At 67.9% G+C, this 26,725-nt stretch carries 17 protein-coding genes; 5 read left to right on the top strand and 12 right to left on the bottom strand.

All coding sequences use genetic code 11. The annotated features are described in order from the left end of the window. Positions 1-35: 35 nt before the first annotated feature. Genes LuPra_RS02380 through LuPra_RS02370 form a run of 3 tightly spaced genes read right to left on the bottom strand, consistent with a single transcriptional unit; the run spans position 36 to position 4,290 of the window. A complete protein-coding gene (locus LuPra_RS02380) occupies positions 36-1,514 on the bottom strand; it encodes a thioredoxin-like domain-containing protein (protein WP_110169276.1) in 1,479 nt (492 codons plus the stop codon). Positions 1,515-1,549: 35 nt separating this feature from the next. Next, a complete protein-coding gene (gene malQ / locus LuPra_RS02375; protein WP_110169275.1) occupies positions 1,550-3,118 on the bottom strand; it encodes a 4-alpha-glucanotransferase in 1,569 nt (522 codons plus the stop codon). Positions 3,119-3,123: 5 nt separating this feature from the next. Further along, a complete protein-coding gene (locus LuPra_RS02370) occupies positions 3,124-4,290 on the bottom strand; it encodes a pyridoxal phosphate-dependent aminotransferase (RefSeq protein ID WP_110169274.1) in 1,167 nt (388 codons plus the stop codon). A 79-nt stretch (positions 4,291-4,369) separates the two neighbouring features. On the opposite strand from LuPra_RS02370, the gene LuPra_RS02365 reads away from it, so the two are divergent. Then, entirely contained in the window at positions 4,370-5,197 is an 828-nt protein-coding gene (locus LuPra_RS02365) for a hypothetical protein (RefSeq protein ID WP_110169273.1), read from the top strand. Positions 5,198-5,233: 36 nt separating this feature from the next. Here the strand turns inward: LuPra_RS02365 and LuPra_RS02360 are convergent, their stop codons facing one another. Continuing rightward, positions 5,234-6,859 (bottom strand): amidase, encoded by a 1,626-nt coding sequence (locus tag LuPra_RS02360; RefSeq protein ID WP_110169272.1) that lies wholly within the window; start codon positions 6,857-6,859, stop codon positions 5,234-5,236. An 85-nt stretch (positions 6,860-6,944) separates the two neighbouring features. On the opposite strand from LuPra_RS02360, the gene LuPra_RS02355 reads away from it, so the two are divergent. Then, a complete protein-coding gene (locus LuPra_RS02355) occupies positions 6,945-9,410 on the top strand; it encodes a S9 family peptidase (protein WP_110174490.1) in 2,466 nt (821 codons plus the stop codon). A gap of 70 nt (positions 9,411-9,480) precedes the next feature. After that, positions 9,481-12,015, top strand: a complete 2,535-nt coding sequence (locus LuPra_RS02350) for a zinc-dependent metalloprotease (RefSeq protein WP_110169271.1) — start codon at positions 9,481-9,483, stop codon at positions 12,013-12,015. 229 nt (positions 12,016-12,244) lie between these two features. On the opposite strand, the gene LuPra_RS02345 is transcribed toward LuPra_RS02350, so the two are convergent. The 8 genes from LuPra_RS02345 to LuPra_RS02310 form a co-directional block, all read right to left on the bottom strand. After that, positions 12,245-14,998, bottom strand: a complete 2,754-nt coding sequence (locus LuPra_RS02345; RefSeq protein ID WP_110169270.1) for a PQQ-dependent sugar dehydrogenase — start codon at positions 14,996-14,998, stop codon at positions 12,245-12,247. Positions 14,999-15,002: 4 nt separating this feature from the next. Then, the gene (locus LuPra_RS02340) at positions 15,003-16,355 is read right to left on the bottom strand and encodes an SMP-30/gluconolactonase/LRE family protein (protein WP_110169269.1); all 1,353 of its coding nucleotides are present in this window, start codon (positions 16,353-16,355) and stop codon (positions 15,003-15,005) included. A gap of 127 nt (positions 16,356-16,482) precedes the next feature. Next, a complete protein-coding gene (locus tag LuPra_RS02335) occupies positions 16,483-18,117 on the bottom strand; it encodes an alpha/beta hydrolase family protein (protein WP_157898648.1) in 1,635 nt (544 codons plus the stop codon). A gap of 415 nt (positions 18,118-18,532) precedes the next feature. Then, on the bottom strand, positions 18,533-20,236 hold the full coding sequence (locus LuPra_RS02330) for a sodium:solute symporter family protein (RefSeq protein WP_110169267.1): 1,704 nt from the start codon (positions 20,234-20,236) through the stop codon (positions 18,533-18,535). 112 nt (positions 20,237-20,348) lie between these two features. Continuing rightward, the gene (argH, locus tag LuPra_RS02325) at positions 20,349-21,806 is read right to left on the bottom strand and encodes an argininosuccinate lyase (RefSeq protein WP_110169266.1); all 1,458 of its coding nucleotides are present in this window, start codon (positions 21,804-21,806) and stop codon (positions 20,349-20,351) included. Between the two features lie 119 nt (positions 21,807-21,925). Beyond that, positions 21,926-23,215 (bottom strand): NCS2 family permease, encoded by a 1,290-nt coding sequence (locus LuPra_RS02320; RefSeq protein WP_110169265.1) that lies wholly within the window; start codon positions 23,213-23,215, stop codon positions 21,926-21,928. Then, positions 23,212-24,390, bottom strand: coding sequence for a glycosyltransferase family 4 protein (locus tag LuPra_RS02315; protein ID WP_110169264.1), 1,179 nt, complete (start codon positions 24,388-24,390; stop codon positions 23,212-23,214). Before LuPra_RS02315 ends, LuPra_RS02320 begins: the two co-directional genes overlap by 4 nt. Further along, entirely contained in the window at positions 24,387-24,911 is a 525-nt protein-coding gene (locus tag LuPra_RS02310) for a hypothetical protein (RefSeq protein ID WP_110169263.1), read from the bottom strand. The genes LuPra_RS02315 and LuPra_RS02310 overlap by 4 nt, the downstream gene beginning before the upstream one ends. A gap of 229 nt (positions 24,912-25,140) precedes the next feature. On the opposite strand from LuPra_RS02310, the gene LuPra_RS02305 reads away from it, so the two are divergent. After that, the gene (locus tag LuPra_RS02305) at positions 25,141-25,800 is read left to right on the top strand and encodes a VTT domain-containing protein (protein ID WP_157898647.1); all 660 of its coding nucleotides are present in this window, start codon (positions 25,141-25,143) and stop codon (positions 25,798-25,800) included. Beyond that, a complete protein-coding gene (locus LuPra_RS02300; protein WP_157898646.1) occupies positions 25,755-26,564 on the top strand; it encodes a TVP38/TMEM64 family protein in 810 nt (269 codons plus the stop codon). The genes LuPra_RS02305 and LuPra_RS02300 overlap by 46 nt, the downstream gene beginning before the upstream one ends. Positions 26,565-26,725: the final 161 nt, after the last annotated feature.

Raw genomic sequence — 26,725 nt, 5'->3', positions numbered from 1 at the left:
GTCCCTTCCGCGGAGTCACGCGCATCCCGCGTTGTTCAAGCGATGCCGAGGGTCTGCACCTCGCCACTCGCGAGGCCCACCACGCGCACCGCGTGGTTGTTGGTGTCGGCCACGTACACGTGGCGTTCCGTCGCCGAGAGGCCGCCGGGCTCGTAGAAGCAGGCCGTCCCGGCTGCGCCATCCACGTGACCCGGTCGACCCGACCCGGCCCACCTCCGCACCCGCCCCGTCGCCGGATCGAGGTGCCTGATCCGATGATTGTACGTGTCGGCAACGAGCAGTCCGTCAGCGACCGCGCAAATGCCGAGCGGATGCTGGAGCCGAGCGGCGTCACCCACCCCGTCCACGTCGCCGAACTCGAACAGATCACCACCCGCAATCGTGCGGACCTGGTTCTGCGGTGGCAGCGCCACGACACGGACGATGTTGGCTTCGGCGTCGGTCACGTAGAGCTCCCGGCCGACCATCGCCAGTCCGGAGGGCTGGGCAAAGGCCGACTCGTCGATATGGCCATCATGTCTGCCTTCGGCGCCGGTGCCGGCATAACGGATCACCATGTCTCGCTGCTGGTCCAGCACCCAGACTTGGTGCGGCCCGGCCATCGCAATGAACAGCAGGCGCCCATCCCACGCCAGGTCCCACGGCGAATTCAACGAGATCTCGACCGCAGCACCTCCGTCCGACTGCTGCCACGTGGCCTGGCGACCGGTCCCAGCGGCCGTGCTGACGCGGCCGCTCGAGAGATCGATTCGCCGGATCAGGTGGTTGCCCGCATCGGCCACCCATAGTGTGTCGCCATCGAGGGCCATGCCCTGCGGCGATCGAAACCGCGCCGCCCCACCCACGGCGTCCTCTCGCCCCGCAGTGCCGTCGCCGAACACCCGCACGATGCGCCCGGCCAGATCCGCCTCGACGATGCGGTGGTGACCGGTGTCAGCGACGAAGAGGCGGGAACTCGACTCGTCGGCGAGCACCTTGCCGGGGAATGCCAGTGCGCCGGCCGACGCAGTGACCTCTGCCGACAGCAGCCTCGGCGTGCGATCGAGAGTGCCCTGGTCGGCGAAGACGGTGGCCACCGCCTCGATCACTTCCTCGAGCTGCGCCCCGTGCCCCTCGCCCGTGGCGGTGCCGACGACGTAGCCGCGCGGGTCGATCAGCACCTGCGTCGGCCACGCCCGCACCGTGTAGGCCTGCCAGATCGCAAACTGCGCGTCGTTGGCGACAGGATGGCGGATGCCGAGTCGCTGCAGCGTGCGGCGGATGTTCTCGGTGCTGCGTTCATTGTCGAACTTGGCAGCATGGATGCCGATCACCACCAGCACGTCGGCGAACTTCGCTTGCAGCCGCTGCAGGTCTGGCAGCACGTGCTGACAGTTGATGCACCCGTAGGTCCAGAAGTCGAGGAGCACGATCTTGCCGCGCAGTTGCGCCAGCGTGATCGGCGCCGGCGTGTTGAGCCAGGCGACAGCCCCGTCGAGTTCAGGAGCCCGCACGGGGCCAAGTTCGTGGTCCATTCGATCGGGAGTCGGGGTCGGCGCCTACGCCTTCGTCATGATCTGCCCGTCGCGGCGACAATCGCGCGCAATGTCTCGGTGCGTGCGCGCGAGGCCGCGTCGTCCATCAGGCGATCGACCGGGATGGGGCTGGCCCAGCTCCAGTTGGTCGGGCCGACGGTGGCGGGCACGTTGATGCGGTCACGCCACCCGAACAGATCTTGCAGCGGGAAGACCACGAGATCAGACCCGGAACGCATCAACACCTCGATCAACGCGTCGCGCACGCTGTCGTCGAACGGGTGCCCGGCGGACACGCCGGACGTGCACAGGCCCGGTATGGCCAGCAGTGCTCTCCTCTCCTCGAGCGTCGCCGTGTCCCACCAGTCAGCCAGCATGTCCGTGTCATGCGTGCCGGTGGTCGCCAGCGATGCCGCCGCGTAGGTCGCGGGGTCGTGAAACGGCTGCCCCTTCACGTGCCAGTCGCGCTCCCAGCGCAGGACCTTGTAGCCGGGCAACCGGAGCGACTCCAGGGACGCCCGCACGAAATCGGGAATGGTGCCGAGGTCCTCGGCGATCAAGGCCGCGCCGGCGCTGGCGAACGCCTCGATGACGGCCTCGCCGAGGAGGCGCTGGTTCGCTTCGTCATCGGGCACGAAGAAGGGCGTGTCGCCGTTCGCCGGCCGCCAGTAGGTACGGTAGAAGCCGACCAGGTGGTCGATGCGGAAGGCGTCGAACATCGCCGCCATGCGCCGGCCGCGGGCACGCAGCCACCCGAAGTCGTCCTCCTGCATCGCGTCCCACAGATACACGGGCAGGCCCCAGTCCTGGCCGGTCTCCGAGAACGCGTCCGGCGGCGTGCCGACACTCGCCTCGCGCGAGAAGAGCGACTGGTGAGCCCAGACATCGGCGCTATCGGCGCTGACCATGAACGGCAGGTCGCCGACCAGGGCGATGCCGTCGAGATCGCGCCGGGCCTGTTCCCACTGCCGCTGCGCGATCCACTGCGTCCAGCACGCCTGGAGCACGGCGTTGGCGTGCTTGGTCCGCGCGGCTGCCATCGCCCTGGGTTCACGTGCTGCCAGGCCGGAAGGCCACTCCCACCACGGCCGCGCATCGTGATGGTCGTGCAGGACGCGGAAGAGCGCGTAGTCGTCGAGCCACCACCGCTCGGCGGCCATGTATGCACGCAGGTCCTGCGCTCGCTCGGTGTCGTTGGCCCACTCCGTGCTGTGGAAGTGATCGAAGGCGCGGCGCAGCGCCACTTTCTTGATTGCCTTCACCTCGCCGTACGGCACCGTTGGCGACGCATTGAGCTCGACACGATGCGCCAGCGCACCCTTGGGAAACGCGGCCTCACCCAGCGCGCGCACGTCCGCCACGTCGTCGAGGGCGATGTAGAGCGGTTCGATGGCCATGGCGCTGAGGGCCGAGTACGGCGAGGTCTGCCCCGTGGCCATGTCGTTGACGGGCAGCACCTGCAGCATCCGGAGTCCGGAAGCACGCAGCCACGGCCCGAGGCGCGAGAGGTCGGCGATGTCTCCGATGCCCCAACTGCGCGTCGAACGCGCGGAGAAGAGCGGGAGCAGGAGGCCGGCGCGACGACCGAGCATGGCGTGGGACATGAGGATTAGGCGAGCTGCAGGAGCGGCAGCGAGCAGAGCGTGTCGATGCCCTCCCGCACGTCCGCTTCACCGGCAAGCAGACTAATCACGACGAAACCGTCGTGTGGCAAATCGTAGAAGTACCCGGGGTGGACGATGACGTCGCGATCGAGCAGGGCCAGCGCGAGATCGTCGGGGCCGCCGACGCACGGCACCCGGAGCACCACGCTCCAGCCTCCGTCAGGCGTGCGCACGTCGATCGTGCTGCCGGCGACGCGGCTCGCGACGTGAGCCAGGTTCGATCGTACGCGATCGAGGATCTGCCGTCGCACCTCTGCCCCTGTTTCGAGCAACACGGGAAGCGCGACCTGCACGGGCGTCGCGACCGACAGGTAGGTATCGGCAATCACATCCAGCACGTCGAGTGCCGCCTGCGCGAGGTCGTCCGGGCCGGTCACGAGGATCCAGCTCAACTTCGCCTGCGGAAGGCCGATGAGTTTCGAGAGCCCGTTCAGCCTGAACGTCAGCACGCCTGGCATGTCAGGAATCGGGACGTGTGTCACGCCGGCGGTGAGCGGGTAAGCCGAGAACACCTCGTCCACGATCAGGGCCAGCCCGTGTCGATGGCACAGGTCGGCGAACACATCCCATTCCCGATCGGTGGGCACGTGACCGGTCGGATTGTTCGGGGCCACGACGATGAGGGCGCGCGTCGTCGGCGTGATCGAGGCGCGCAGCTCCGACTCGTCCAGCATCCAGCGGCCGGCGTCGCGGAACGTATACCGATCGACGGCGACGGCATCCAGGTGTGCCAGGTGCTCGAACAAGGGATAGCTCGGGCACGGCACGAGCACGCGATTGCCTGGATCGCACAGCAGCTTGAAGAGCAGTGAATACGCTTCGCTGGTGCTGGCCGTGAGCACCAGCTGGTCGGACGATACCGGCTCGCCGATGGACCCCTGCCACCGTGCGATCGCCTCGCGCGCCGAGCGCAGGCCGCGGGGATCGGGCTCGTACCGGAGGGCGGCGACGTTCGAGAAGGCGGTCGCCAGCGTTTCCGGATATGCCAGCCCTGCCATCGTAGGATTGGAGAGCGTCAGATCCAGGAGCCGCCCGTGGCGGCGCCGCCGTGCCGCGACGGCCGCCGACAGCGGGGTGGGCACGAGCGAAGCAGGCAGGCGGGTCGAAAACATCGGCCTCGGGCAGCTTACCACCCGGGTTCAACGGAGTGACGACACCCGGAGACAGGCCCACGGGCCAGGGAGAACGTGGATGCGAACGGTGAAGATGGCGGTCCTGGCCTTCGTGGCGTCGTGGGCAATTGGGTGTATCTCGCTCGACTCGGTCATCAAGATCAAGCCTGACGGCTCCGGCACCATGGAGCAGACGATGCTGATCAACAGCTCCACCATGTCGATGATGTCGATGATGGGCGGGGGCGAGAGCAAGGACGCCAAGCCCAAGCTGGACCCGGCCACGATCTTCTCGAAGGAGAAACTCGCGGCCGACGCCGCGAACCTCGGCGAGGGCGTCACCTTCGTCTCGAGCGAGCCGGTGACGCAGGGTGAGATGAAGGGCGTCAAGGCGATCTATGCCTTCACCGACTTCAACAAGCTGAAGGTCAGCACGTCGCTTCCCGACATGGAGGAGGGGGGCACGAGCGTGACCGGCAAGGGCGACCCGCTACCGATTCGCTTCTCTCGAAGCGGCAGCTCTTCGCTGTTGACGATGAACATGCTCGAGGAACTGGCCAAGGCCGACGCGAAGTCGGGTGCCAAGACCGAGGCCAAGGCCGGGGACAAACCAGAGATGCCCAAGGAGATGATGGCCATGCTCGCGCCGATGTTCAAGGACATGCGCGTGGCAATCGCCGTCGAGCCCGTGGGCACCCTGGTCCGCACCAATGCCACGCATGTGCAGGGCAAGCGCGTGACGCTGTTCGACGTCGCCTTCGGTGAGCTCTTCGCCGATCCGGCAGGTCTCGAGAAGATGGAGAAGCTCGGGAACAACCCGTCGCTGACCGAGATCAGGGCCGCCCTCAAGGGCATGAAGGGCATCAAGATCAACGACGTCGACAAGCTGGAAATCGAGTTCAAATAGCCGGCGGAACGCGGGCTATTTGAACGCTTCAGGCCGTTAGACGAGCGCCCCCGGCAAGTATTGCGGCGCGCGACGCAGTTTCGTTTGCTGCTCGTAGGCGTAGGCGATGCCGATGAGGCGGGCCTCGGACCACGCGGGGCCGATGAACGACACGCCAACGGGGAGTCCGCGCACGAAGCCGGCCGGTACCGTGATGCTCGGGTAGCCCGCCACCGCAGCTGGCCCGGAACTTCCCCCGGTGCCGTAATCGCCGTTGACCAGGTCGGTGAGCCACGCCGGACCGCCGCTCGGCGCAAGCAACGCGTCCACCTTCTTCGTGGTGAATACCCGATCGAGGCCCTCCGTCCGCGACAGCCGCGCCGCCTTCGCCTTTGCCATCAGGTAGGCCTTGTCGGTCAGCGGGCCCTTCGCCTGTGCCTTGATGAACAGTTCCTGGCCGAAGTAGGGCATCTCCTCCTTCGCGTGTGCCTCGTTGAAGGCAATGACATCGGCAAGCGTCTTCATCGGCGCGGAAGGACCGAGCGTGGCCAGGTAGGCCCCCAGGCCTGCCTTGAATTCGTAGAGGAGGATCGCGAGCTCGGCGTCGCCGAACTGCCCTCGTGTCGGAAGGTTCGCCTTGTCCACGATCGTGGCGCCAGCGGCCTCGGCGGCCTTGATGGCATCCTCCATCAGGGCGTCCACGCGCGCGTCGAAGCCGAAGAAGTTGCGCATGACGCCGATACGCCTGCCCTGGAGCGCGTCCTTCTGGAGGTACTCGCGATAGTCCTTGGCGAGCGTCTGGCCTTTCGTGGCGGCATCTCGCGGGTCAGGGCCAGCCAGCACGTGCAGCAGCGCTGCCGCATCCGCGACGGTTCGCGCCATCGGCCCGGCGGTGTCCTGCGTCGCCGAGATCGGGATGATGCCGCTCCGGCTGACGAGGCCGACGGTCGGCTTGATGCCGACCAGACCGCAACGCGACGAGGGACAGATGATCGATCCGTCGGTTTCAGTGCCGACGGCCACGGCGCACAGGCTCGCGGCGGTGGCGGCCCCGGAGCCGCTGCTCGATCCGCACGCGTTGCGATCGAGCGCATACGGGTTGCGCGTCAGCCCGCCACGCCCGCTCCAGCCGCTGGTGGAGTTCTCCGATCGGAAGTTCGCCCATTCGCTCAGGTTCGTCTTGCCGAGCAGGACGGCTCCGGCCTCGCGCAGGCGAGTGACGATGCCGGCGTCGAGCAGGGGATGCGCATCGACGAGTGCGAGCGAGCCCGCCGTCGTCTTCATCCCGTCGGCGGTGTCGATGTTGTCCTTGATCAGCACGGGAATGCCGTGCAAGGGGCCACGCACTCGGCCCGCCTTGCGCTCGGTGTCGAGCCGATCGGCGATGTCGAGCGCGTCGGGATTCAACTCGATGACGCTGTTGAGGCCGGCGCCCTGACGGTCGACGGCGTCGATCCGGCGCAGGTAGGACTGCGTCAGCGTTCGCGTCGTCAGCTGGCCAGTCTCGAGCGCGCGGCGCAGGTCGTCGACGCTGCGCTCCACGACCTCGTCGCCGACGGCGATCGTGGCGCTGGAGATGCGCTGAGGCTCCTGGGCGAGCGGTGACTGGCCGAAAGCCGGGGCAACGCTGGAGAGGCTGGCGGCCCCCATCACGGTCTGCTGCAGGAAATGCCGGCGATGCATCGCGAGATCCTACTTCCTCCACGCACCCGATCGCGCAGGCGTGCTGGCGGCGAATGCTACAATCCCGCCTCTTCGGAGGCCAATGATGACCTGCTGCCGACTGGGCGCTCTCGCGCTCGCGACGTTCACGCTCTCGCAGGCGGCGCTGGCGCAATCGCCGTCCGGGTATCGCGTGCCGCGCGACCCCATTCCGGCCATCCTCGATGCGCCACCCGTGCCGAGCGCGCTCCTGGCGCCGACGGGCGATCGGCTGGTGTTGCTGCAGCCGCGCGCCATGCCTTCGATCGCGGAGATGGCCGAGCCCTTGCGCCGCCTGGGCGGAGTGCGATTTGCGATCGCGTCAGGTGCGCCGGTCGGTGGCTCGAGCTACGGGGCCGCTTCGGTCGCTGGCCTCGACGGCCGGACGCCTCGCCCTGTCTCCATCCCATTGACCGGCGCCGACCGGTTGCTGCCGATCGGCTTCTCTCCCGACGGCACCAATTACGCCCTCGCTGTCGTCAGGGCTGACCAGGTGCAGTTATGGCTGGTGGATTCTGCCGCTGCGACGGCGCGGCAGGTGCCGGGCGTTCGCCTCAGCGCCCCGCTCGGCGTGCGCTGCGAGTGGATGGCCGACAGCCGTGCCCTCGTCTGCCTCACGGCGCCAGCCAGCCGCAGCCCAGAGCCAACCCTGCCGGCCGCGCCTTCGGGTCCGAACGTCCAGGAGACACGCGGTACGCCAGCGCCGGTCCGCACGTATCAGGACCTGCTGGCGAGCCCCCACGACGAGGCCCTGTTTGCCTGGCACGTCACGAGCACGATATCGGTGATCCCGGTCGCCGGTAGTCCCCCGCGCCTGGTCGGCGGCGAGGGCCTCTACACCATGGCCCAGCCCGCGCCTGGTGGCCACTTCCTCCTGGTGGAATCGATTGCACGGCCATTTTCACGGTTGGTACCGTACGACGACTTCCCCAAGCACGTGCGCGTCATCGACATGTCGGGGGCCGAGGTCTACTCGCTTGCGAAGCTGCCGCTGGCCGATACCGTCCCGATCAACGGCGTGCCCGTCGGACCACGGCGCTACTCGTGGGATCCGACGCAGCCGGCACGCGTGACATGGGTCGTGGCCCTCGATGAGGGCGACCCGAAAAAGACGGTGCCGAACCGGGATCGCCTGATGGCATTGGTGCTGCCCGCCCGCATGGCCCCGGTGACCTGGCACCGGACGAAAGACCGCTGCCAGAACATCTCGTGGACCGAAGATGGTCAGGCGCTCGTCACCGAATCCGATCGACCAACGCGCCGCACACGTCTATCCGTTGTCGGACGCGATGGCACGGCCAGGGTGCTCTTCGAGCGCTCGACAGAGGATGCATACGCGAACCCCGGCAGCCCCTACAGCGCGCCCGGCCGCGATACCGTCCTGACCCACCAGGGCGGAATCTACCTGCTCGGCCAGGGCGCCTCGCCCGAGGGAGACCGGCCGTTTGCCGATCGCCTCGACCTGGCGACCGGCAAGGCCACCCGCCTGTTCCGCAGCAGCGGCGAGCAGGTCGAGCAGGTCGTGGCCGTGGTGTCGCCGGACGGCAGCCGCCTCCTGACGCGCCACGAGTCGAAGATGTCACCGCCCAATTACGTGTTGCGCACGATTGCGCCGGGGACCGGGAACCGGGACCCGGGAACCGCCAACCGGGCATCGGGAGTCGGGAGTCGACTTGCGCTCACCTCGTTTGCCGATCCGGCGCCGCAGATGCAGGGTGTGACGAAGGAACGCCTGAGCTACACGCGCAAGGATGGCGTGGCGCTGAGTGCCACGCTCTACCTTCCGGCAGGTCATACGCCGGGCACGCGATGGCCCCTGCTGATGTGGGCCTACCCGCAGGAGTTCACCAATGCCGCCACAGCTGGCCAGGTGAGCGGGTCGCCGTATCGGTTCGACGCGATTCGTGGGGCGTCCCACCTGCTCCTGCTCACGCAGGGCTACGCGATTCTCGACAACCCGTCCATGCCGATCGTCGGCGAGGGCGAAACGGCCAACGACCACTATGTCGAGCAGCTGGTTGCCAGCGCCGAAGCGGCCGTCGACGCCGTGGTCGCCCGCGGCGTCGCCGATCGCGACCGGATCGCCGTCGGCGGGCACAGCTACGGCGCCTTCATGACGGCCAATCTGCTGGCGCACACCGATCTGTTCCGTGCGGGCATCGCGCGCAGCGGCGCCTACAACCGGACCCTGACGCCGTTCGGGTTCCAGTCCGAGTCGCGCACCTTCTGGGAGGTGCCCGATGTGTACGCGCGCATGTCGCCGTTCTGGTACGCGCACAAGATCAACGAGCCGATCCTGCTGACGCATGGCGAGGCCGACAACAACAGCGGCACGTTCCCAATCCAGTCCGAGCGGTTCTACATGGCACTCAAGGGCCACGGGGCGACAGTGCGCTATGTCACGCTGCCGCACGAAGCCCACGGCTACGCCGCGCGTGAATCGGTCCTGCACACGGTGGCCGAGATGCTCGACTGGCTCGACACGCACGTGAAGAACGCGTCCGCACGCCCGGCCACCGCGGCGAGTCGTTAGATTCGGGAGGGGCGTTTTCCGAATGGCGCGTCCCAGGCGCGTTCGGAGAACGCGCCTGACCTTCCACATCATGCATACCTACATGCGCGCCCTGTTGCTATCGCTGTTTGTCTTCGCCACTGCTTCCCTCGTGCCGCCGGCCAGCGCGCAAACGCCGCCACCCGCCACGATCGACGAGCGCACGCGCCAGTGGACGCGGATGGACGGCTTCGTGCCGATGTACTGGGACGATGCCGCCGGGCGCCTCTATCTCGAGATCTCCCGCTTCGACCAGGAGCTGCTCTACCAGACGTCGCTGCCGGCCGGCCTCGGCTCCAATCCGATCGGACTCGATCGCGGCCAGATGGGGGCGACGGCCGTCGTCACCTTCCAGCGAGTCGGGCCGAAGGTCCTGCTCACCCAGGCCAACTACCGGTTCCGTGCGTTGAGCCAGGACGCCGCCGAGCGCCAGGCGGTCGCCGACTCGTTCGCGAGCTCGGTCTTGTGGGGCTTCAAGGTCGAAGCCGTCGAGGATGGACGCGTGCTCGTCGATGCCACCGACTTCCTGTTGCGCGACGCGCATGGTGTCGGCGAGCGTCTGCGCAGCGCCAGCCAGGGCGCGTACCGTGTGGACGCGAACCGCACGGCTTTCCATCTGCCCCGCACCAAGGCCTTCCCGAAGAACAGCGAAATCGAGACCATCGTCACGTTCGTGACCGATGGCCCGGCGGGCGAGCTCGTCAGACAGGTGGCGCCGACGGGCTCCGCGTTCACGGTCAGGCAACATCACTCGTTCGTCCAGCTACCCGACCTGGCGACGCACACCTTCCGGCCGCGCATCGCCGATCCGCGCGCGGGGGGCATCGACCTGACGTTCCACGACTACGCCTCGCCGATTACCGAGCCCATCGAGAAGCACTGGGCCATCCGGCACCACCTGCAGAAGAAGGACCCGTCCGCCACGATCAGCGAGCCGGTCGAGCCCATCGTCTATTACGTGGACAACGGCACGCCGGAGCCGATTCGGGCGGCCCTCCTCGACGGCGCTCGCTGGTGGGGCGCGGCCTTCGAGGCCGCCGGGTTCCGCAATGGATTCCAGGTGCGGGTGCTGCCCGACGACGCCGACCCGATGGACCTTCGCTACAACATGATCAACTGGGTGCATCGATCGACGCGCGGCTGGTCGTACGGGGCGGCCGTCGTCGATCCGCGCACGGGGCAGATTCTCAAGGGCAACGTGAGCCTGGGCTCGCTACGGGTGCGACAGGACATCATGATCGGCAGCGGGCTGACGTCGCTCACCAGCACCGACGCGGCAATCCAGTGCGCGGCAGGCGATTCGCCGGATGCGGACTACCTGGCCGACGCCGATCCGAAGACCGACGCCACGGCGATGGCGCTGGCCCGAATCCGGCAGCTCTCGGCACACGAGGTCGGACACACGCTCGGCTTCACGCACAACTTCGCGGCCAGCACGTACGGCCGCGCGTCGGTGATGGACTACCCCGCACCGATGGCGAAGGTCACCAACGGCAGGATCGATCTCTCCGACGCGTACGGCGTCGGCATCGGTGCCTTCGACAGCTTCGCGGTGAAATACGCCTACAGCCAGTTCGCGCCAGGCGCCGACGAGGCCGCCGAACTCTCGCGACTGGTCGACGGGGCCACCGCGAAGGGCATGCTGTTCATCGCCGACAGCGACGCCAGGCCCGCGGGCGCCGCGCACCCGCTTGCCAGCCTGTGGGACAACGGCAGCGATCCGGTGGCGAACCTGAAGCACGAGCTCGCGGTGCGCAAGATCGCGTTAAGCACCTTCGACGTCACCCGCATCCCCGAGGGCCAGTCACTCAGCTTGCTCGAGCAGAAGTTCCTGCCAATCTACTTCCACCACCGTTACCAGGTGCAGGCGACGGTGAAGTCGGTGGGCGGGCAGTTCTATACATACGCGGTGCGCAAGGGCAACGCGCCCGCGCCAGCGGCACCAATCATCGTCGCGCCCGACGTGCAGCGGGCCGCGCTGGCTGGGGTGCTCGACACGCTGTCGCCCGACGTGCTGGCGGTGCCAGAACGGGTGCTGGCCTTGCTCCAGCCGCCGAGCGAGGCGTTCGGCAGCTTCAACACCGAGATGTTCCCGCGGCGCACAGGGCTCACCTTCGATCCCGTCTCGGCCGCGACCATCGCCGCCGACATGGCGATCTCGCTCCTGCTCCACCATGAACGTTCCGCACGCCTCGTCGAGTTCCACGCGCGCGACACGCAGAACCCCGGGTTGGAAGACGTCATCACCGCGATCGCGGCGAAGCTGAAGGCAAGCGGCAACCTGGCCACGGAATCGACCGCGGCCCTGGTGCAGCGGGCCGCGCAGCAGGTGTTCGCGCAGAGGCTGATGGATCTCGGGGCCAACGACTCGGCCTCGAGCGACGTGCGCGCGATTGCGCGTCACTTCGTCGGCCGCCTGCCGGCGCTGCTGTTCCCTGTCGCCGATGCACCACGCACGGCCGCGTGGCGTGCACACATCGAGACGCTCACCGACGTCGTGAAGCGCTACAGGGAGCGCCCGTTCTCGCCCTACGCCCCGCAGAAGCCGCTGCCGGTGCCGGCCGGTGATCCGATCGGGCAGCCTTAGGAATGCCGCAATGCCGCGAATGCCGGAAATGCTGAACGGAACCGCGAAATCGCATGAACTCCGAACGGCTGGGGCAGCCCGGCGCTACCTTCCTGCTAGCGTTCGCCATTGCGGCATCGCGGCATCGCGGCATTGTGCGGTTGTTCGACCGTGGCGGCGCCGGGCACCGTCCACCGGTTCCGCAATCGACATTGCGGCATCGCGGCATTCCGGCATTTCGTGAAGCCCCCTATGGGCTTCCCTTGTTGTTGCTGCCTCGCGCCCAGCGTTGGTGCGTCGTGCTGCCGTAGGTCGCCTGTTCCGCGTAGAGCTGCGCGGCGGGTGACGCGGCGGCGACCGTCACGCCGACGTGCGCGCGAGTGGCGGGCATCGCGCCGAGAGCCGTGAGCAGGTCGGACAGCGCGATGGACACACGGCTGTTGCCCGGCACCTGGATGGTCTGCGCGACGGGCTCGCGATCGGTGAAGTAGACGGTCACGGCCACCGCCTCGGCGGTCGGCGCGACGTTGGCGATCAGCACGTAGGTCTGCACGTCCGGTTCGCCGCCGCCTGCGTCCGGACTCAACTCACCGCCAGGCAACCGCCACGACGGCCGTGGCGCTTCGATGAAGCCGGCCGAGGCATGCGCTTCGTACCAGGTGGCCGATTCGCCCGGCCACCACATCGCGCGCTCCGCGACGAAGGTGCCGGCGGCGCTCAGTTCCACCGACACGCCCTGCTGGCCGGCCAGGGCAACGCCCTCGTCCGACACCTCGCGGTTCAGCCACAGGGTCGCCCGTGCGCGCGGCGCGACGACGCGCGTGAAGTGCAGCGGCGCCGCCGTCGTCGATCCATCCTGCAGGCGAACGTCGGCCTGGACCGGCAAGGGAGCGTCTCCGGGATTGATGATCGACAGGAATGTCTGGAAGTACGGGGTCGTGGATCCCTCGGCAAACACCCAGCGCGTCGCCGGCGCGGGCTCGCCCGCCGCGGCGTGTCCTGCGGCAAACATCGTCGGGCCGCCGCGCGTGTACATCGCGCGCTCCGCCGTGATCGCGACGCCGTTCAGCGACGCGACCACCGCGCCGAGTTCGGCGCGATCGAGGCCCGGCTCCTGGTTCACCCAGATCGTGAGTCGCGAGGAGGCCGGAACGTCGTACGTGCGCGAGACGGCGGCTGCGCCCTGCCGGAGATAGTCCACCTGCACATGGGCCGTCGAAGTGGAGGGATTGCCGAGCAGGAAGAACAACTGGAAGGCCGTGGTCGCCCCCTCGGCGAAATACCACGACGTGCGCGGCGTCGGAATGCCGCGCTCACTATGGCTGCCATAGGCTTGGCCGGTGGCCGGCCAGGTCATCGTGCGCGTGACGGCGAGCGGCGTTGCCGCTTCGAGCACGGTGGCAAACGCCTGGTTGGCCAGTCCCGGGATCGCACTGCCGTCAACGGCAAGGCTGCGCCGCGCGGGGATCACGACCTCGGTGGCGACCTCGCCTGCGCCGGCGCGCAGGAACCGGATCAGGACCGGCTCGGCCGTGTCGCGATCGTTCAGCAGGCCGAAGCGCGTCGCAAAGAAGCCTTCGGCGCCCTCGCCGAAGTTGGCCACGGGACCACCGCGGGGATGCGAGCCGCGCCGATATTCGCGTGCGTTGGTGATGCCGTCGCCATCCGGGTCGCCGAACGGACCGCGCGCTGCGGCGCCCAACCCGCTCAAGCCGAAGCGGCTGGCCCAGGCATCGTCGATGCCGTCGCCATCGCCGTCGGTCGCCGTGGTCACGCGCTGGATGTTGCCGGACAGGAACACCAGATACAGCTCGCCGTGGGCATCTGCGTCGATCGACACGAGGCTTCCGGTGAGTCCGCCCACCTCGCTGGTGTGATCCCGCACGTCGTCGGCCGTCACGGCACCGCCCTCGTCCACCGTGATGCGGACGCTGCGCAGTCGATCGGCCAGATCGCCGAAGACGTAGCGCCCCTGGAAGCCGGCGCCGAGCAACCGGCCGCGGTAGATGTAGCCACCGATGACGGTGATGCCATCGGCGCGCGGATAGTCGTGAATGGGGTGGACGAGAGGCAGGAAGGCGGCGCTCACGTCGGACGGCGCCCCGGCAGTGGCCAGCGTGCCTTCACGCATCGGCCAGCCGTAGTTCCGGCCGCCGAGGCCGGCCGGCTCGTAGTCGACCTCCTCGCGTGCACTCTGCCCGACGTCGCCGATGAGGAGCGCGCCGGTGCCGCCGAGCGCAGGGGCGTCGAGTGTGACGCGCCACGGATTACGGACGCCGAATGCCCAGATTTCAGCCCTGGCGGGAATGGGAATGCCGTCCACGAACGGGTTGCCGGGAGGAATGCGGTAGCCGCGTTCCGCATCCTCGCGCAGTTGGAGGGGCGCGTCACGGACGTCGGGCACGCCGACATCGAGCCGAAGGATCTTGCCGAGCAGGCTGTTGGCATCCTGCGCCGTGCGGAACGTGTCGTTGCCGCCGCCGCCATCGCCCATCGCGACGAGCAGGAAGCCCTCGGAGTCGAACAGCAACTTGCCGCCATTGTGGTTGGCGGCCGGCTGGGGGATGAAGCGTCGTTCCGGTGAGACGGAGAAACGCAGGTCGTGGCGCGTCGCGTGATCGAAGCGGAATGGCGTCCCGGCCGCTCGTGTGAAGCGGGCGATCACGGTGGCGCCGTCGGGCCGCCGCGTGAAGTTGATCCAGATTCGGCCGGTCGTCGCAAACTGCGGGTCCACGGCAAGCCCCAGCAGTCCCTGCTCGCCATCCGGAGCCACCTCCGTGGTGAGGTCCAGGATTGGGTCGACCTGCAGCACGCCGTCGACGACAAGCCGGATGCGGCCCGGCTTCTCGATCACGAACTGCCGATGGTCGTCGGACGGATCGGTCACCAGTCCCACCGGCTGATCGAGTCCGGCCAGGTACGGGGCGACGCGGAGCGCCTGCGCACCGGCGGTCGCCTGCAGCACCATCACGAGCAAGGCGGCGACGAGAAGACGTGTGGTCACGTGATCACCTCGCGGCAGCGGTCTTCCCCGGCTGTTCCGCCTTGGTGACGAGATTCACCCGGCGAATGACCGGCTTCTGCAACGCATCGGCTGGCCCTGGCACTCCCGGGGCCGTGAAACGGCGCAGTTGGCTGTTGGCGATGTAGTAGTAGCCGTCGCCGACGACGACGCCCGATGTGGGCATGTCGTGATCGGGCAGGTTGGCATCGAGGATATCGACGGCGCGGACGTTCACGCCGTCCGGCGCCAGCCGCAGGCGCACGACGCGTGACAGGCCGGGGAGACCGTTCTGTACGGCGATGAGGTCGCCCTGGTAGGCGGCGAGGCCATCGATGCCCACGAGCGTGACCGACGCAGGATTGCCGACCGGCACCGCCTCGCGCGTAGGGAGCATGATCCGCGAGATGCCCTCGATGTGGGAGACGTAGAGCGCGCGGCCATCGGCACTCCATGCCAGCCCACTCGGCCGCAGGTCCGCGCCGATCGTGACGAAGGGCTCCATGGCCCGGGCACCGGGGCGCCAGCGGTACAGCACGCCCGCCCGGGCGTCGGTCATGTACAGCGTGCCGTCAGCGGCCTGCACGAGTTCGTCGAGCAGGTGACCGGCGGCCAGCGGTGGCGGCGGCGTCCTCGTTACCTGTCGTCCAGACGAGAGCTGCAGACGATGCAGGAACGACTGCCCTTCGTCGGCCGCCGCATAGCCCTGCATCTCCGGGCCGCCGGCGCTGAGCACGTACAGCGCGCCGCGCTGGTTGTCCGCCTGGAGTCCGCGGACGCCGAGGAACCCGGCCTCGCGCGACGTCGCATAGTCGACGACGCGACCGCTGACTTCGTCGACCACCACCACCTTGCGCTTGAAGAGGCTCCCGATCAGGAAACGACGCGAGCCCCGGTCGTACGTCATCGCGTCTGGGAAGAAGTCCGGCTCGTTCAGCCGGAACGCAACGACGCTGCGCTGCGCGGGAGCGACCAGCGCCTGCAGCTTTTCCTGCCACTCGGGCCAGCGGCCATGATCGCGGAGGGCTTCGAAGGACGGCGAGACGAGCACGTCTGCAGCGATGCCCTTTTCCGCGAGGAGTCCGAGCGCGGTGAAGGCATCATCGGTGCGCCCGGCCTTCGTGTAGGCGCGCACTTTCGCATAGAGCAGGTACGGGTGGTTCGGCGGCGCCCGCCGCGCCGCGCGTTCGACGGCGTCGACGGCTGCATGGGCGTCGCTGCCGGCCAGCGCAGCTACCGCCTCGTCATAGAGCGCCGACCACGGCCGAGGCTCGATCGCTTCGCGCCCGCGCAGCGCCCCGCTGGATGCGCCCGACAGGACGAGCGCGAGGACGGCAGCATGCACGGACCAACGTTGCATGCCGTGATTGTACGTCGTGCCCCGACCGTCGACCTGAAGGTCGACGGCGACGTTCGGTGCGCAACATCAGGCATCAGGCATCAGGCATCAGGCATCAGGCATTACTTTCGACGTGTGGACGCCATGGCTAATTCTGTAGTTCCGCGCCTGCCATTTGTGCCGCCTGCGCGCGGGCGAGCACCCAGTCGGTACGCACCTCGAAATAGCCCGCCACGAAGCTGCCGAGGTTGGGCTGTTCCTGGCGCCCTCCGGTGATCGCCTCGAAGAAGCCATGGTTGGCGCGGGCGAACTCACGAATGGTCACCTGGCGCTTGCCCATTTCGCGGACGGCCTGCTCCATCCGCGCCTTGTGCACCTTGGGCGGGACGACGCTGTCGAGTTCGCCGTAGAGCACCAGCATCGGCACGTCGAGCTGCTTCAGGACGGGCAGCGGGTCGTACGAGAAGACGTGGTTCCAGTTCCACTGCAATGACTCGAGCGACGCCGGCGCGTTCACGTACGGGAGCCAGCCGGCCTTGTCGCCGGCGCGCATGGCCGCTTCGAGACGGTCCCAGCCGTCGCCGGTGCGGGCCACGTCGAACTTCTGATCCATGAAGGCCACCGCCTGGGCAATCGTCTCGCCGCGGTGGCCGTCCGCGCGCATCGTGGTTTCCACGCGCAGGCGCTCGTGTTCGAGCGGCGTCATCACCGGCGCCGACTCCACGACCACGAAGGCCACGTCGTGCGACTTGACGGCGGCCAGCGGCGCCACCCAGCCGCCGAGGCTCATGCCGTGCACGCCGATGGCGTTGGCCTGGATCTCGGGACGGCTGCGCAGGTAGCGCACGCCAGCCAGTGCATCTTCCGCGAGGTCGTCGAAGGTGGCGCGCGCCCACCGGCCAGTCGAGAGCCCGGTGCCGCGCTTGTCGGTGATCAGTACCGCCACGCCGTTGCGCGCGAAGTGATCGGCAAAGGGACGAAGGCCATCTCGGGTGACTGCTCCCGATCCGTGGATCATCACGATGGCCGGATGCGGGGCGGGAGAGGAGGGCAGGAGGAGGCTGCCGGAGATGCTCACGTCGCCGTTGCCATAGCGCACAGGCACCTCGCTGTAGAACTCCTTGCGCAGGGCCTGGACGGACTTGCCACGCCGTTCGAAATCCACACGCTGGACGCGGTCCGAGCCGTCGCGCACCATGCGCAGCCGCACCATCACGGGAAAACCCGTGGACACCGACGGGCCGGCCACGTACTCGTCACGCCCGAGCGCGAAGAGTGCACCGGTCCGTCCGGACTCGTAATCCACGTAGATCGGTTGCTCCTGACCCGCCGCCACGAGGAGGACCTTGCCTGGAGCCCATTCATACGTGCCGTAGATGCCGGCCAACTCCTCGCGTCCGACCGTCGCGAGCTTGATCAGCTCGAAGCTGCTGTGACCGAGGCCCTGGCGGACGCTGCCGACCACCTGCGTCGGCGTGACGAACTTGCCTTCGAACAACAGGTTGCCATCGATCCCCGGCACCTCGAAGGTCATCGACCGGCCATGCTGCGACACGTTGCGGAGCGGGATGCCGCTCTCGCCGCGCTGCGGAACATCGAGGGTGCCGCTCGGCGCCGGGGCGCCGGTGAACCGCGCGTCGAGCACCACGACGGTGTTGCGGTTGGCGAACCCGCCGATCCAACGGCCATCCAACGCGTCGTCGCTCGCCGCAGCAGGTGCGGTGTGCATCAGGGTTGCGGAGATGACCAGACCCCCCAGTTGCAGCAGACCGACCTGTCGCATCGCGTCCTCCGTGAATGCCGTTGTGGCGGAAGACGGCTGCGCGGGCGACGCGTTCGCGACTTTGACGTGACTGGTCCTCCGCGAGGGACGGGTGGGGGCGGGGGGAGGGACGAGGCATTGGGGGAACATCGTCAATGCCGCGATGCCGAATGCCGGGATTGCCAACGTTAACGCCTAAAACGCTTGACGCTTGACGCTTGACGCTTGACGCTTGACGCTTGAAGGGCAAAGGCCAAAGGGCCAAGGCCGATCGCCGATCGCCGATCGCCGATGGTCGAAGGTCGAGGGTCGAGGGTCGAGGGTCGAGGGTCGAAGGTAGCGCCCGGTCGGCGGAAGCGGGAGGTCAAGGCGCGCGATTCCTGTGACGAGTCGTCCGCTGCGCCGGACGAAGTGCGCCAGTGCCTCGAACGCGACGTTACGCGATCGAATCCGACGCGGGTGGCGTAACTGGGACGACCAGACTGACGAGCAGGCCCACCACGACGACGCCGAAGGCACCGATGACGTTGTGCCAGAGGAACGAGATGTCTGGTCGCAGCACCGCGACCGAGCCAACGAGCGTCATGCCGCCGATGAGGCCGACGAACGCGCCGGTCCCCGACGCGCGGCGTGTCAGCATGGCCAGCATGAACACGCCGAGGATGGAGCCGTAGAAGAAGGACCCGAACCGGTTGACGACCTCGATGAGCGAGCCGAGGTTGGTCGCAAATAGCGCGACGATGCAGGTGAAGACACCCCAGGCGCCTGTGGCGATGCGCGACACGGTGAGATAGTGCGCGTCAGGCGCATCGGGCTTCAGGAGGCGGCGGTAGAAGTCGATCACGGTGGTCGTCGCCAGCGCGTTGAGTTCCGCGGCGATGCTCGACATGGCAGCGGCCATGATCGCGGCGAGCACGATGCCGATCAGACCGATGGGCAGGTGTGTCGTGACGAAGGTCGGAAAGACGTAGTTCACGTCGCGGTAGGTGCGGTCACCGGTCACCTCCTGTACCAGCGCGGTCGCATCCTTGCGTACCGCTCGCAGTGCCGCGTCCGAGTCGAGAAAGGTGGTCTCCGCCGACGCACGCGCCGGCGCATCGTCGGCCGAAGCGAGCGCGCGCGCGGCGACCCGGCGAGTGGCGAACGCCGCCGAGAACCGCTGTTCGGCATCGGCATAGCGGCCGGCAAGTGCGCTCTGCTTCACCCGCGCCTCATGCACCGGGTTGAACAGCATGGGTGGCTCGTTGAACAGGTAGAACACGAAGACGAGCACGCCAATGAGCAGCACGAGGACCTGCAGTGGAATCTTCCAGTAGGCGCTCATGTAGAGCGACGAGCTGGCCTCGTCTTCTGAGCGGGCGGTGAGATAGCGCTGCACCTGGCTCTGATCGCAGCCGAAGTACGACAGCATCAGGAACAGGCCGCCGATGAGGCCCGACCAGAACGTGTAGGTCTCGCTGAGCGTGAAGCGGAAGTCGAAGGCCTGCATGCGCCCGGTGGCGCCGGCGACGCGCAGCGCATCGCCGACGCTGACATCGCCCGGCAACCCGAGCACGAGCGCGATCGCCACGGCCATGAGGCCGAAGATGATGATGTACATCTGCTTGACGTCGGTCCAGGTGACGGCCTGGACGCCACCGAGCATCGTGTAGATGGCGGTCGGAATGCCGATCAGCAACACCGTCAGCGTCAGGTTCCAGCCCATGATGATCGAGAGAATCACCGCCGGAGCCGAGATGATCGTGCCGCACGACAGACCGCGCGAGAGCAGGAACAGCGCGCTCGTCAGTGTCCGGGTCTTCACGTCGAACCGGCGCTCGAGATACTCGTAGGCCGTGTAGACCTTCGCGCGGTGGAAGAACGGCACGGCGGTGACCGACAGGATGACCATCGCGAGCGGCAGCCCGAAGTAGAACTGGACGAAGCGCAGGCCGTCCATGTAGCCCTGCCCCGTGGTGCCAACCATCGTGATCGCGCTCAACTGAGTGGCCATCACCGAGAGCCCGACGGCCCACCACGGGTTGCTGCGATGACCAAGGAAGTAGCCTTCGATCTCCTTGCTGCCGCGTGTGTGTTGGACGCCGGTCCAGATGATCCAGCCCAGGTACAGCGCGATGATGAACCAGTCGACGGGATGCATCACTAGCGGGTGAACGCCTGCTGCAACACGAACAGCAGCAGCAACGTCACGATCTCGAAGGCGACGACCTTGATCGCGGAACCGAGGGTCTTGGACCTGGGAGGGTGCGTCATCAGAGGGCCTCGACAGCCGCACGAAGGGAGCGCGACGCATCACGGAGGAGGTCGCTGGTGCGGCGAGTCCAGGCGCGGTCGGTGTCGAGCAGTGCGGTCGCGGCCTGCAGGGCCTCGGTCGTGCGCACCGGCGAAGGGCCGCCGAGTGTCTGTCGCACCTCGATGAAGTGCTCGGCGCTGAGCAGGTGGTGCAGTTCCGCCTCCGTGTACGGAAGCGTTCGGCCGAGCACGGCAGTCGTCGCCGTGGCGAGGGCCTCGGTCAGCGGCAACGCGGGCGCGCGACGACGCTCGGCCACGAAGTGCGCCGCGACCTCGTGGCTGACGCGGAAAGGCAGTTCGTGCGTCCGCGCCAGGGTGTCGGCCAGTTCGGTCACCGTGGTGCCGCCCTGGGCCGCGCGCGAGGCCATCCTGTGGGTGTCGAACGTGGCCTGCGACATCGCCCCAGCGACGAGGCGGATGGCCCTGATGGCATCTCGGAAGGCGGTCGCCACAAGCGGCTGCAGGTCGTCCTCGGTGTCCACGATGTCGCCAAACGGCGTGTTGTGCACCGCGATCGACACGCCCTGGGCCTGCCCGAGCGCCTTGCTGCCAAGTGCACGCGCATGCTCCAGCGCCACCGGGTTGCGCTTCTGCGGCATGATGCTGCTGCACTGCACATAGCCGTCCGACAGCCGCAGGTACCCGAACTCCGCGGTGCACCAGAGCATCAGGTCCTGCACCACGCGCCCCATGCCGACGAGTAGCACCGACAGCGCGCCTGTCGACTCCAGGAGATAGTCGACGGTCGCGATGCTGCCGTAGGTGTTGCCGGTCGGTCCATCGAATCCAAGCAGCACGCTCGTGCGCTCGCGGTCGATCGGGAAGCCAGTGCCGGTGATCGCACACGCGCCAAGCGGGTTGCGGTTGACGCTGGCATAGGCCGCCCGCAGCCGCTGATGATCACGACCGAGCTGCTCGATCACCGCCAGCAGGTAGTGCGCCACCGTGCTGGGCTGCGCCGGCTGGGTGTGCGTGTGCGCCGCATACACCGTGTGAATGTGGCGGCCGGCAAGCTCGGTCAACGCACCGCGCAACTCCTCGACTGCCGCCGTGGTCTCCAGCAGTGCCTCCCGAAGCCGCATCCGGTACATCGTCATGTCGATGTCGTTGCGGCTGCGGGCGGTGTGCAGGCGACCCGCGACCTCGTGACCGCAGACGTCGATCAAGGTCTGTTCGAGGTAGAAGAACAGATCCTCGTAGGTGCCATCGTAGGTGACCGCGCGTACCTGGTCTTCGTCGATGCGATCGAGCCCGGTGCGGATCAGGCGTGCGGCGTCGGCAGAGACGATGCCCCGCTCGGTGAGCATCACCAGGTGCGCGTAGTCGATGGCGCGAAGCTGGACGAGGAAGAGGCGCTTGGCGTCCTCGAAGATGTCGTTGAGGACGAGGTCGACGTACTCGGGGGCGAACGCGGGCATTGCCGAAAAGTATTTCACGCCTCCCCCGCGGGAATTTTAGAATTTCAGAATTGCAGAATTTCACCACCCCCTTCGCTTGTCGCAGGTGGCGCTGGTAATGAATTCTGAAATTCCTGCAATTAGCCGTGCAGAAACAACAGCCCGGTCGCCAGGATGCCCAGGCCCCAGTTCCAGGGCGTGAGATCACGAAGACGGCCGGCGACGACGAAGGCGACGACATGCGCCACGAGGCCCCAGAGCAGACCCTGCGTGATCGACAGCGTCAGCGGGATGAGCACGAGCGTCAGGAACGCCGGCACCATCTCCTCCATCGCATCGAAGGGCAACGTTCGCGACGTGCGAAACATGAGGACGCCCACCACGATGAGCACTGGCGCCGTCGCGTACGCAGGTACCATGGCAGCCAGCGGCGCCAGGAACAGGCACGGCACGAAGCAGAGGGCCGTCACGACGGCGGTGAGCCCGGAGCGACCACCGGCGTTGATGCCCGCCGCACTTTCGACGTAGGCCGTGCCCGAGGAGGTGCCGAGCAGGCCAGCCACGAGCGTGGCCCATGCGTCGACGATCAGGCCCTGCCTCAGCCGGGTCGGCCGCCCATCGTCGTCGGTGAAGCCGGTGGCTTCGGCGACGCCGATGAACGTGCTGAGGGAGTCGAAGAGATCGGTGAACAGCACGGCGATGATCGCCGGCCACATGGCCGGGGCGAGCGCACCCCACAGGTCGAGCCGCAGCGTCACCGACGTGAAATCTGGCCGGCTGAGCCACTTCGTGGGCAGTGCGACCAATCCGATCGCCCAGGCGGCCGCGGTGACGGCAGCGATGCAGACGAGGAATGCGACAGCCGTGCCGCGCACCATGAGGCCCACCGTGAGTGCCAGACCTCCCGCGGCCAACAACACCTGCGGAGTGAGCGGGCCAGGCTTCACGAGCGTCACCGCGTCGCCGACGATGATACCGGCGCCCTTGAGGCCGACCAGCGTAATGAGCAACCCGATGCCGCACGCCATTGCCGTCCGCAGTGACGCCGGGATCGCCTGGGCCAGGCGCTCCCGGACCGGCGTCGCCGAGATCACCAGGAACAGCACGCCAGCCCAGAAGATCATCCCGAGCGCGGTCGGCCACGGCACCTTCTGTCCGAGCACCAGGGTGTAGGCGAAGAACGCGTTGAGACCCATGCCCGGCGCCACCGCGTACGGTAGCCGCGCGTAGAGGCCCATGAGCATGGTCATCAGCGCCGACAGCAGCACCGTCGCCGTCAAAACGCCATCGAACGGCATCCCCGCGCCATCTCTCAGGATCGACGGGTTGACGACGACGATGTAGGCGGTGGCGAGGAAGGTGGTGAGCCCGGCGACGATCTCGGTGCGAGCCGGATGCGCGCGCGTCTCGTCAACTGCGACGCTCCTCACGCGTCTGCCACCGCGCGCAGGAAGGGTTCGAGCGCGGCCATCACTCGCGGCCAGCGATACCAGGCCTCGACGTGTGCTCGCCCCTGTGCTCCGAACCGCAGCGCCAGCGCCTCATCCGTGGCGAGCAGCGTCAGTCCCTCGATGAACTCGTTGGCATGGTGGTAGTAGAGGCCGCCGTTGGCGCGGAGTGTCTGCCCCTTCAGCACCTTGCAGCCACCGTTGACCAGCGCCGGGACGCCGTGGTTCCAGGCCTCGAGCAGCACCAGGCTCAGGCTCTCGTACGGCGACGGCATGATCAGCGTCCGCGCGCTGCCGAGCAGTGTCTCGCGCAGGTGCTCGGGCACGAAACCGAGGGGCCGGATCTGCGGATGGCTCGGAACGTCCATGAACTCCGGTCCGGCGAGCACCAGCGGCAGCGCCGGGCGGCCCTGTTCCACGTAATGCCGGTAGTGCCGGAACAGCGTGTCGCAGCCCTTGTTCTTCTCGACGCGCCCGAGGTAGAGCGCGTAGGGAAAGCTGACCCCCATGTTCTCGAGTTCGCCGCGCAGTTCCGGGTGCGGCAGGGCCGCCGGGGCCAGGCCGGATCCGATCACGCAGGAGGGCGGCAGCGGCCCGAGCGCGCGGGAGGCGACGAGATCGCGTTCTTCGTCGGTGAGGAAGACAATCCCAGCGGGCATCGTGAAGAAATCGGACAGCACGTCGAGCCAGACGGTCGGATCTTCCTCGGCGGTGGGCACGAGGATGGCGCGGTCGCGGACGATTGGCAGGCCGAAGAAGCTGGGGAAGTAGCGGTACGACCAGAACAGGATCAGGTCGTAGTCCGTGCCGTTGGTCCGCAGGTGGTCGAGGAGGCCGGACACGCGCGGGCCGTTCTCGCGAAACCACTCGTGCTGCTGCTCCGCGGTGGAGCGACGTGCGAAGACGTCATGACTCAGGTCCGCGAACCGGTGCAGGTGTCGTGGCTGATCGACCGGAAAGCGCGCGATCTTCACCGGACCGAGCCGGCTCTCGCCGGGAGGGTACGCATTGCGCCAGGTCAGGTAGTCCCTCGCGCAACTGGTCAGCACGGTGACGTCGTGCGACTCGGCAAGCCGCTCGGCGATGGCGCGGCAATGCGCCTCGGCCCCGCCGGTGACTTCCGCGCCATACCGCTGCACCACGCAAGCCAGCTTCACGTCGAGTCCGTCCGGGACGGCCCAGGGCCGCCAGCGCGCTCGTGCTCGAGCGCGTCGACCCGGGCCGCGAGGCGGACGTTCTCCACGACCAACTCCTGGACGCACGCCATCAGCGCGAAGTTGAGCCGCTCCTGGCGGGCGAAGTTCTCCCGGCTGTAGTCGTAGAGCCAGCGCGTCACCGGCAGCAGGAGCTTCTGTTTGAGCCAGATGATCGTGCGGCCGGCGATGGGCCGGTGGCTCTCGAGCCGCAGCGCTGGATTCACCCGCCAGTCATCCTCGTCCTCGAGCAGCTCGGGCAGCAGCAGTTGCTGCCGATCGCGCTGTTCGAGCGCGCGCGCCAGCAGCTGCTCGGCCGCGAGGAAGACTGCCTCGTCGTCGAAGGCCCGTACGCCCCCTCGCGCTAGGCGTACCCGCACCTCGGCACGCACTCGCGCCCGCACCTCCGCCATGACGTCCTCGGTGGCAATCCACGGGCGATCCGCCAAGGCGGACGACGCAGCTGGCTGGTCTGGGGCGCTCACAGGCAAGTCCTTGACGCGCGACAGTTTATCGCAGGGACCAACGCCCACGGCCTACGACTTAGGGCTTACGGCTTAGGGGCTGCATGAAGGTCTCAAGTCTCAGGTCTCAGGTCTCAGGCAAGACCTCGGCGTTCAGCGTTCGACGTTCGGCGTTCGTCATGCGACCCGGCCTGTGCGCTCGCCCTGTATGCTTGACGTTCACCGCGTGGCCGTCGCGCGGCTCCCCTGCATGGAATACCTGACCGAACTCATCAACTGGCTGCGCGCCCTGCACAGCGATGAAGGGGTGCGCGCCCTCATCGCATGGGGTGGGCTCAGCGTCCTCATCGCCATCGTGTTTGCCGAAACCGGCTTGCTGGCCGGCTTCTTCCTCCCGGGCGATTCGCTGCTGGTGACCGCCGGCGTCGTCTGCGCGGGAGCCTTCCCGGGCTTGCCGCCGCTGAACATCTGGCTGACCAACCTGCTGCTGGTGCTCGCGGCGGTGATCGGCGACCAGGTCGGGTACGGCCTCGGCAAGAGTGCCGGAAAGGCCATCTACAAACGGCCGGATACCAGGTTCTTCAAGAAGAAATACCTGTACGAAGCGCAGGAGCTCTATGCCAACAAGGGCGGCAGCTCGCTGATCATCGCGCGCTTCGTGCCGGTCATGCGCACGTTCGTGCCGTTCATCGCCGGCGTGGCACAAATGCCCTACCGCAGTTTCGTGGCCTACAACGTCATGGGCGGCGTGCTGTGGGTGACGAGCCTGCTGTGGGTCGGCTACCTGCTCGGCCTCAGCCCGCTCGCCGAGCAGGCACATCGCGTCATCCTGCTGGTCATCGTGATCTCCGTGCTGCCATTGCTGTGGGAGATCTACAAGCGCTGGAAGCACTCGACGGGGCGCGACTGACCTCCGACCCCGCACCCCAGACGAGCGCCGGACCCGACGCCGGGCGTGCAGCGGCCAGGCGCCTGGCGCCGCTGGCCATCATCTCGCTCGCGTTGCCGCCGCTCGGGGCGGTGCTGCTGCTCGGCTACCTGTCGCGCATCGGTCCATGGCTGCAGGGCCTCGGTGGCCGCGGCCTGGCCCTGTACGTGGCGGGCTTCGCGCTGCTCGGCGGGTTCGCGTTGCTGCCGACGTATGCGCCAGCCATCCTCGGCGGCTGGGCATTCGGCGATCGCATCGGCATTCCGGCGGCGTTGGCCGGTTTCGTCCTGGCCGCCGCGATCAACTACGCCTGGGCCCACCGGTTGTCGGTCGCCCATGCCAGTGCGCTGCTGGCGGAACGGCCGCGCTGGCTGGCTGTGCGCGACGCGCTCGTGGGCCGGTCGTGGTGGAAAACCGTGCTCGTGGTCAGCCTGATCCGGGTCCCGCCGAATTCCCCGTTCGCGTTGAGCAACGGGGCGATGGCGGCAGCGCGGGTGCCGATCGGCGCGTACCTCGTTGGGACGCTGATCGGCCTGGCCCCGCGCACGGCAATCGCGGTGCGAGCCGGATCACACCTGTCGACCCTCGATTTCAGCCGGCGTGACGCTTTCGGGTCGGCCGCGGTGACGATCGTCGTCTCGATGGTGGCGCTAGGCATCCTCGGATGGTTTGCGCGGCGCGCGCTGGACGCGACGCTCGCGGAGCAGGCAACCGGCGACGACCAGGACGGTTCCGCCGCACTCTGATCGCCCCCGGATGACGGCCTCGCCGGTGGTGGCGGGTGCGTACCTGGCCGCTGCGACCGCCCGTCGAGCACGCGGGGTGCGATCCAGTTGTACGATCACCACACCACCGTGCCCTTCGATTGTCGACACCAGTACGAGTACGGGCACGATGCCTGCGTCAC

The sequence above is a fragment of the Luteitalea pratensis genome (assembly GCF_001618865.1).
GTDB lineage: Bacteria > Acidobacteriota > Vicinamibacteria > Vicinamibacterales > Vicinamibacteraceae > Luteitalea > Luteitalea pratensis.
Note: the sequence above shows the minus strand (reverse complement) of the source record. Positions and strands in the feature narration are given on the sequence as shown.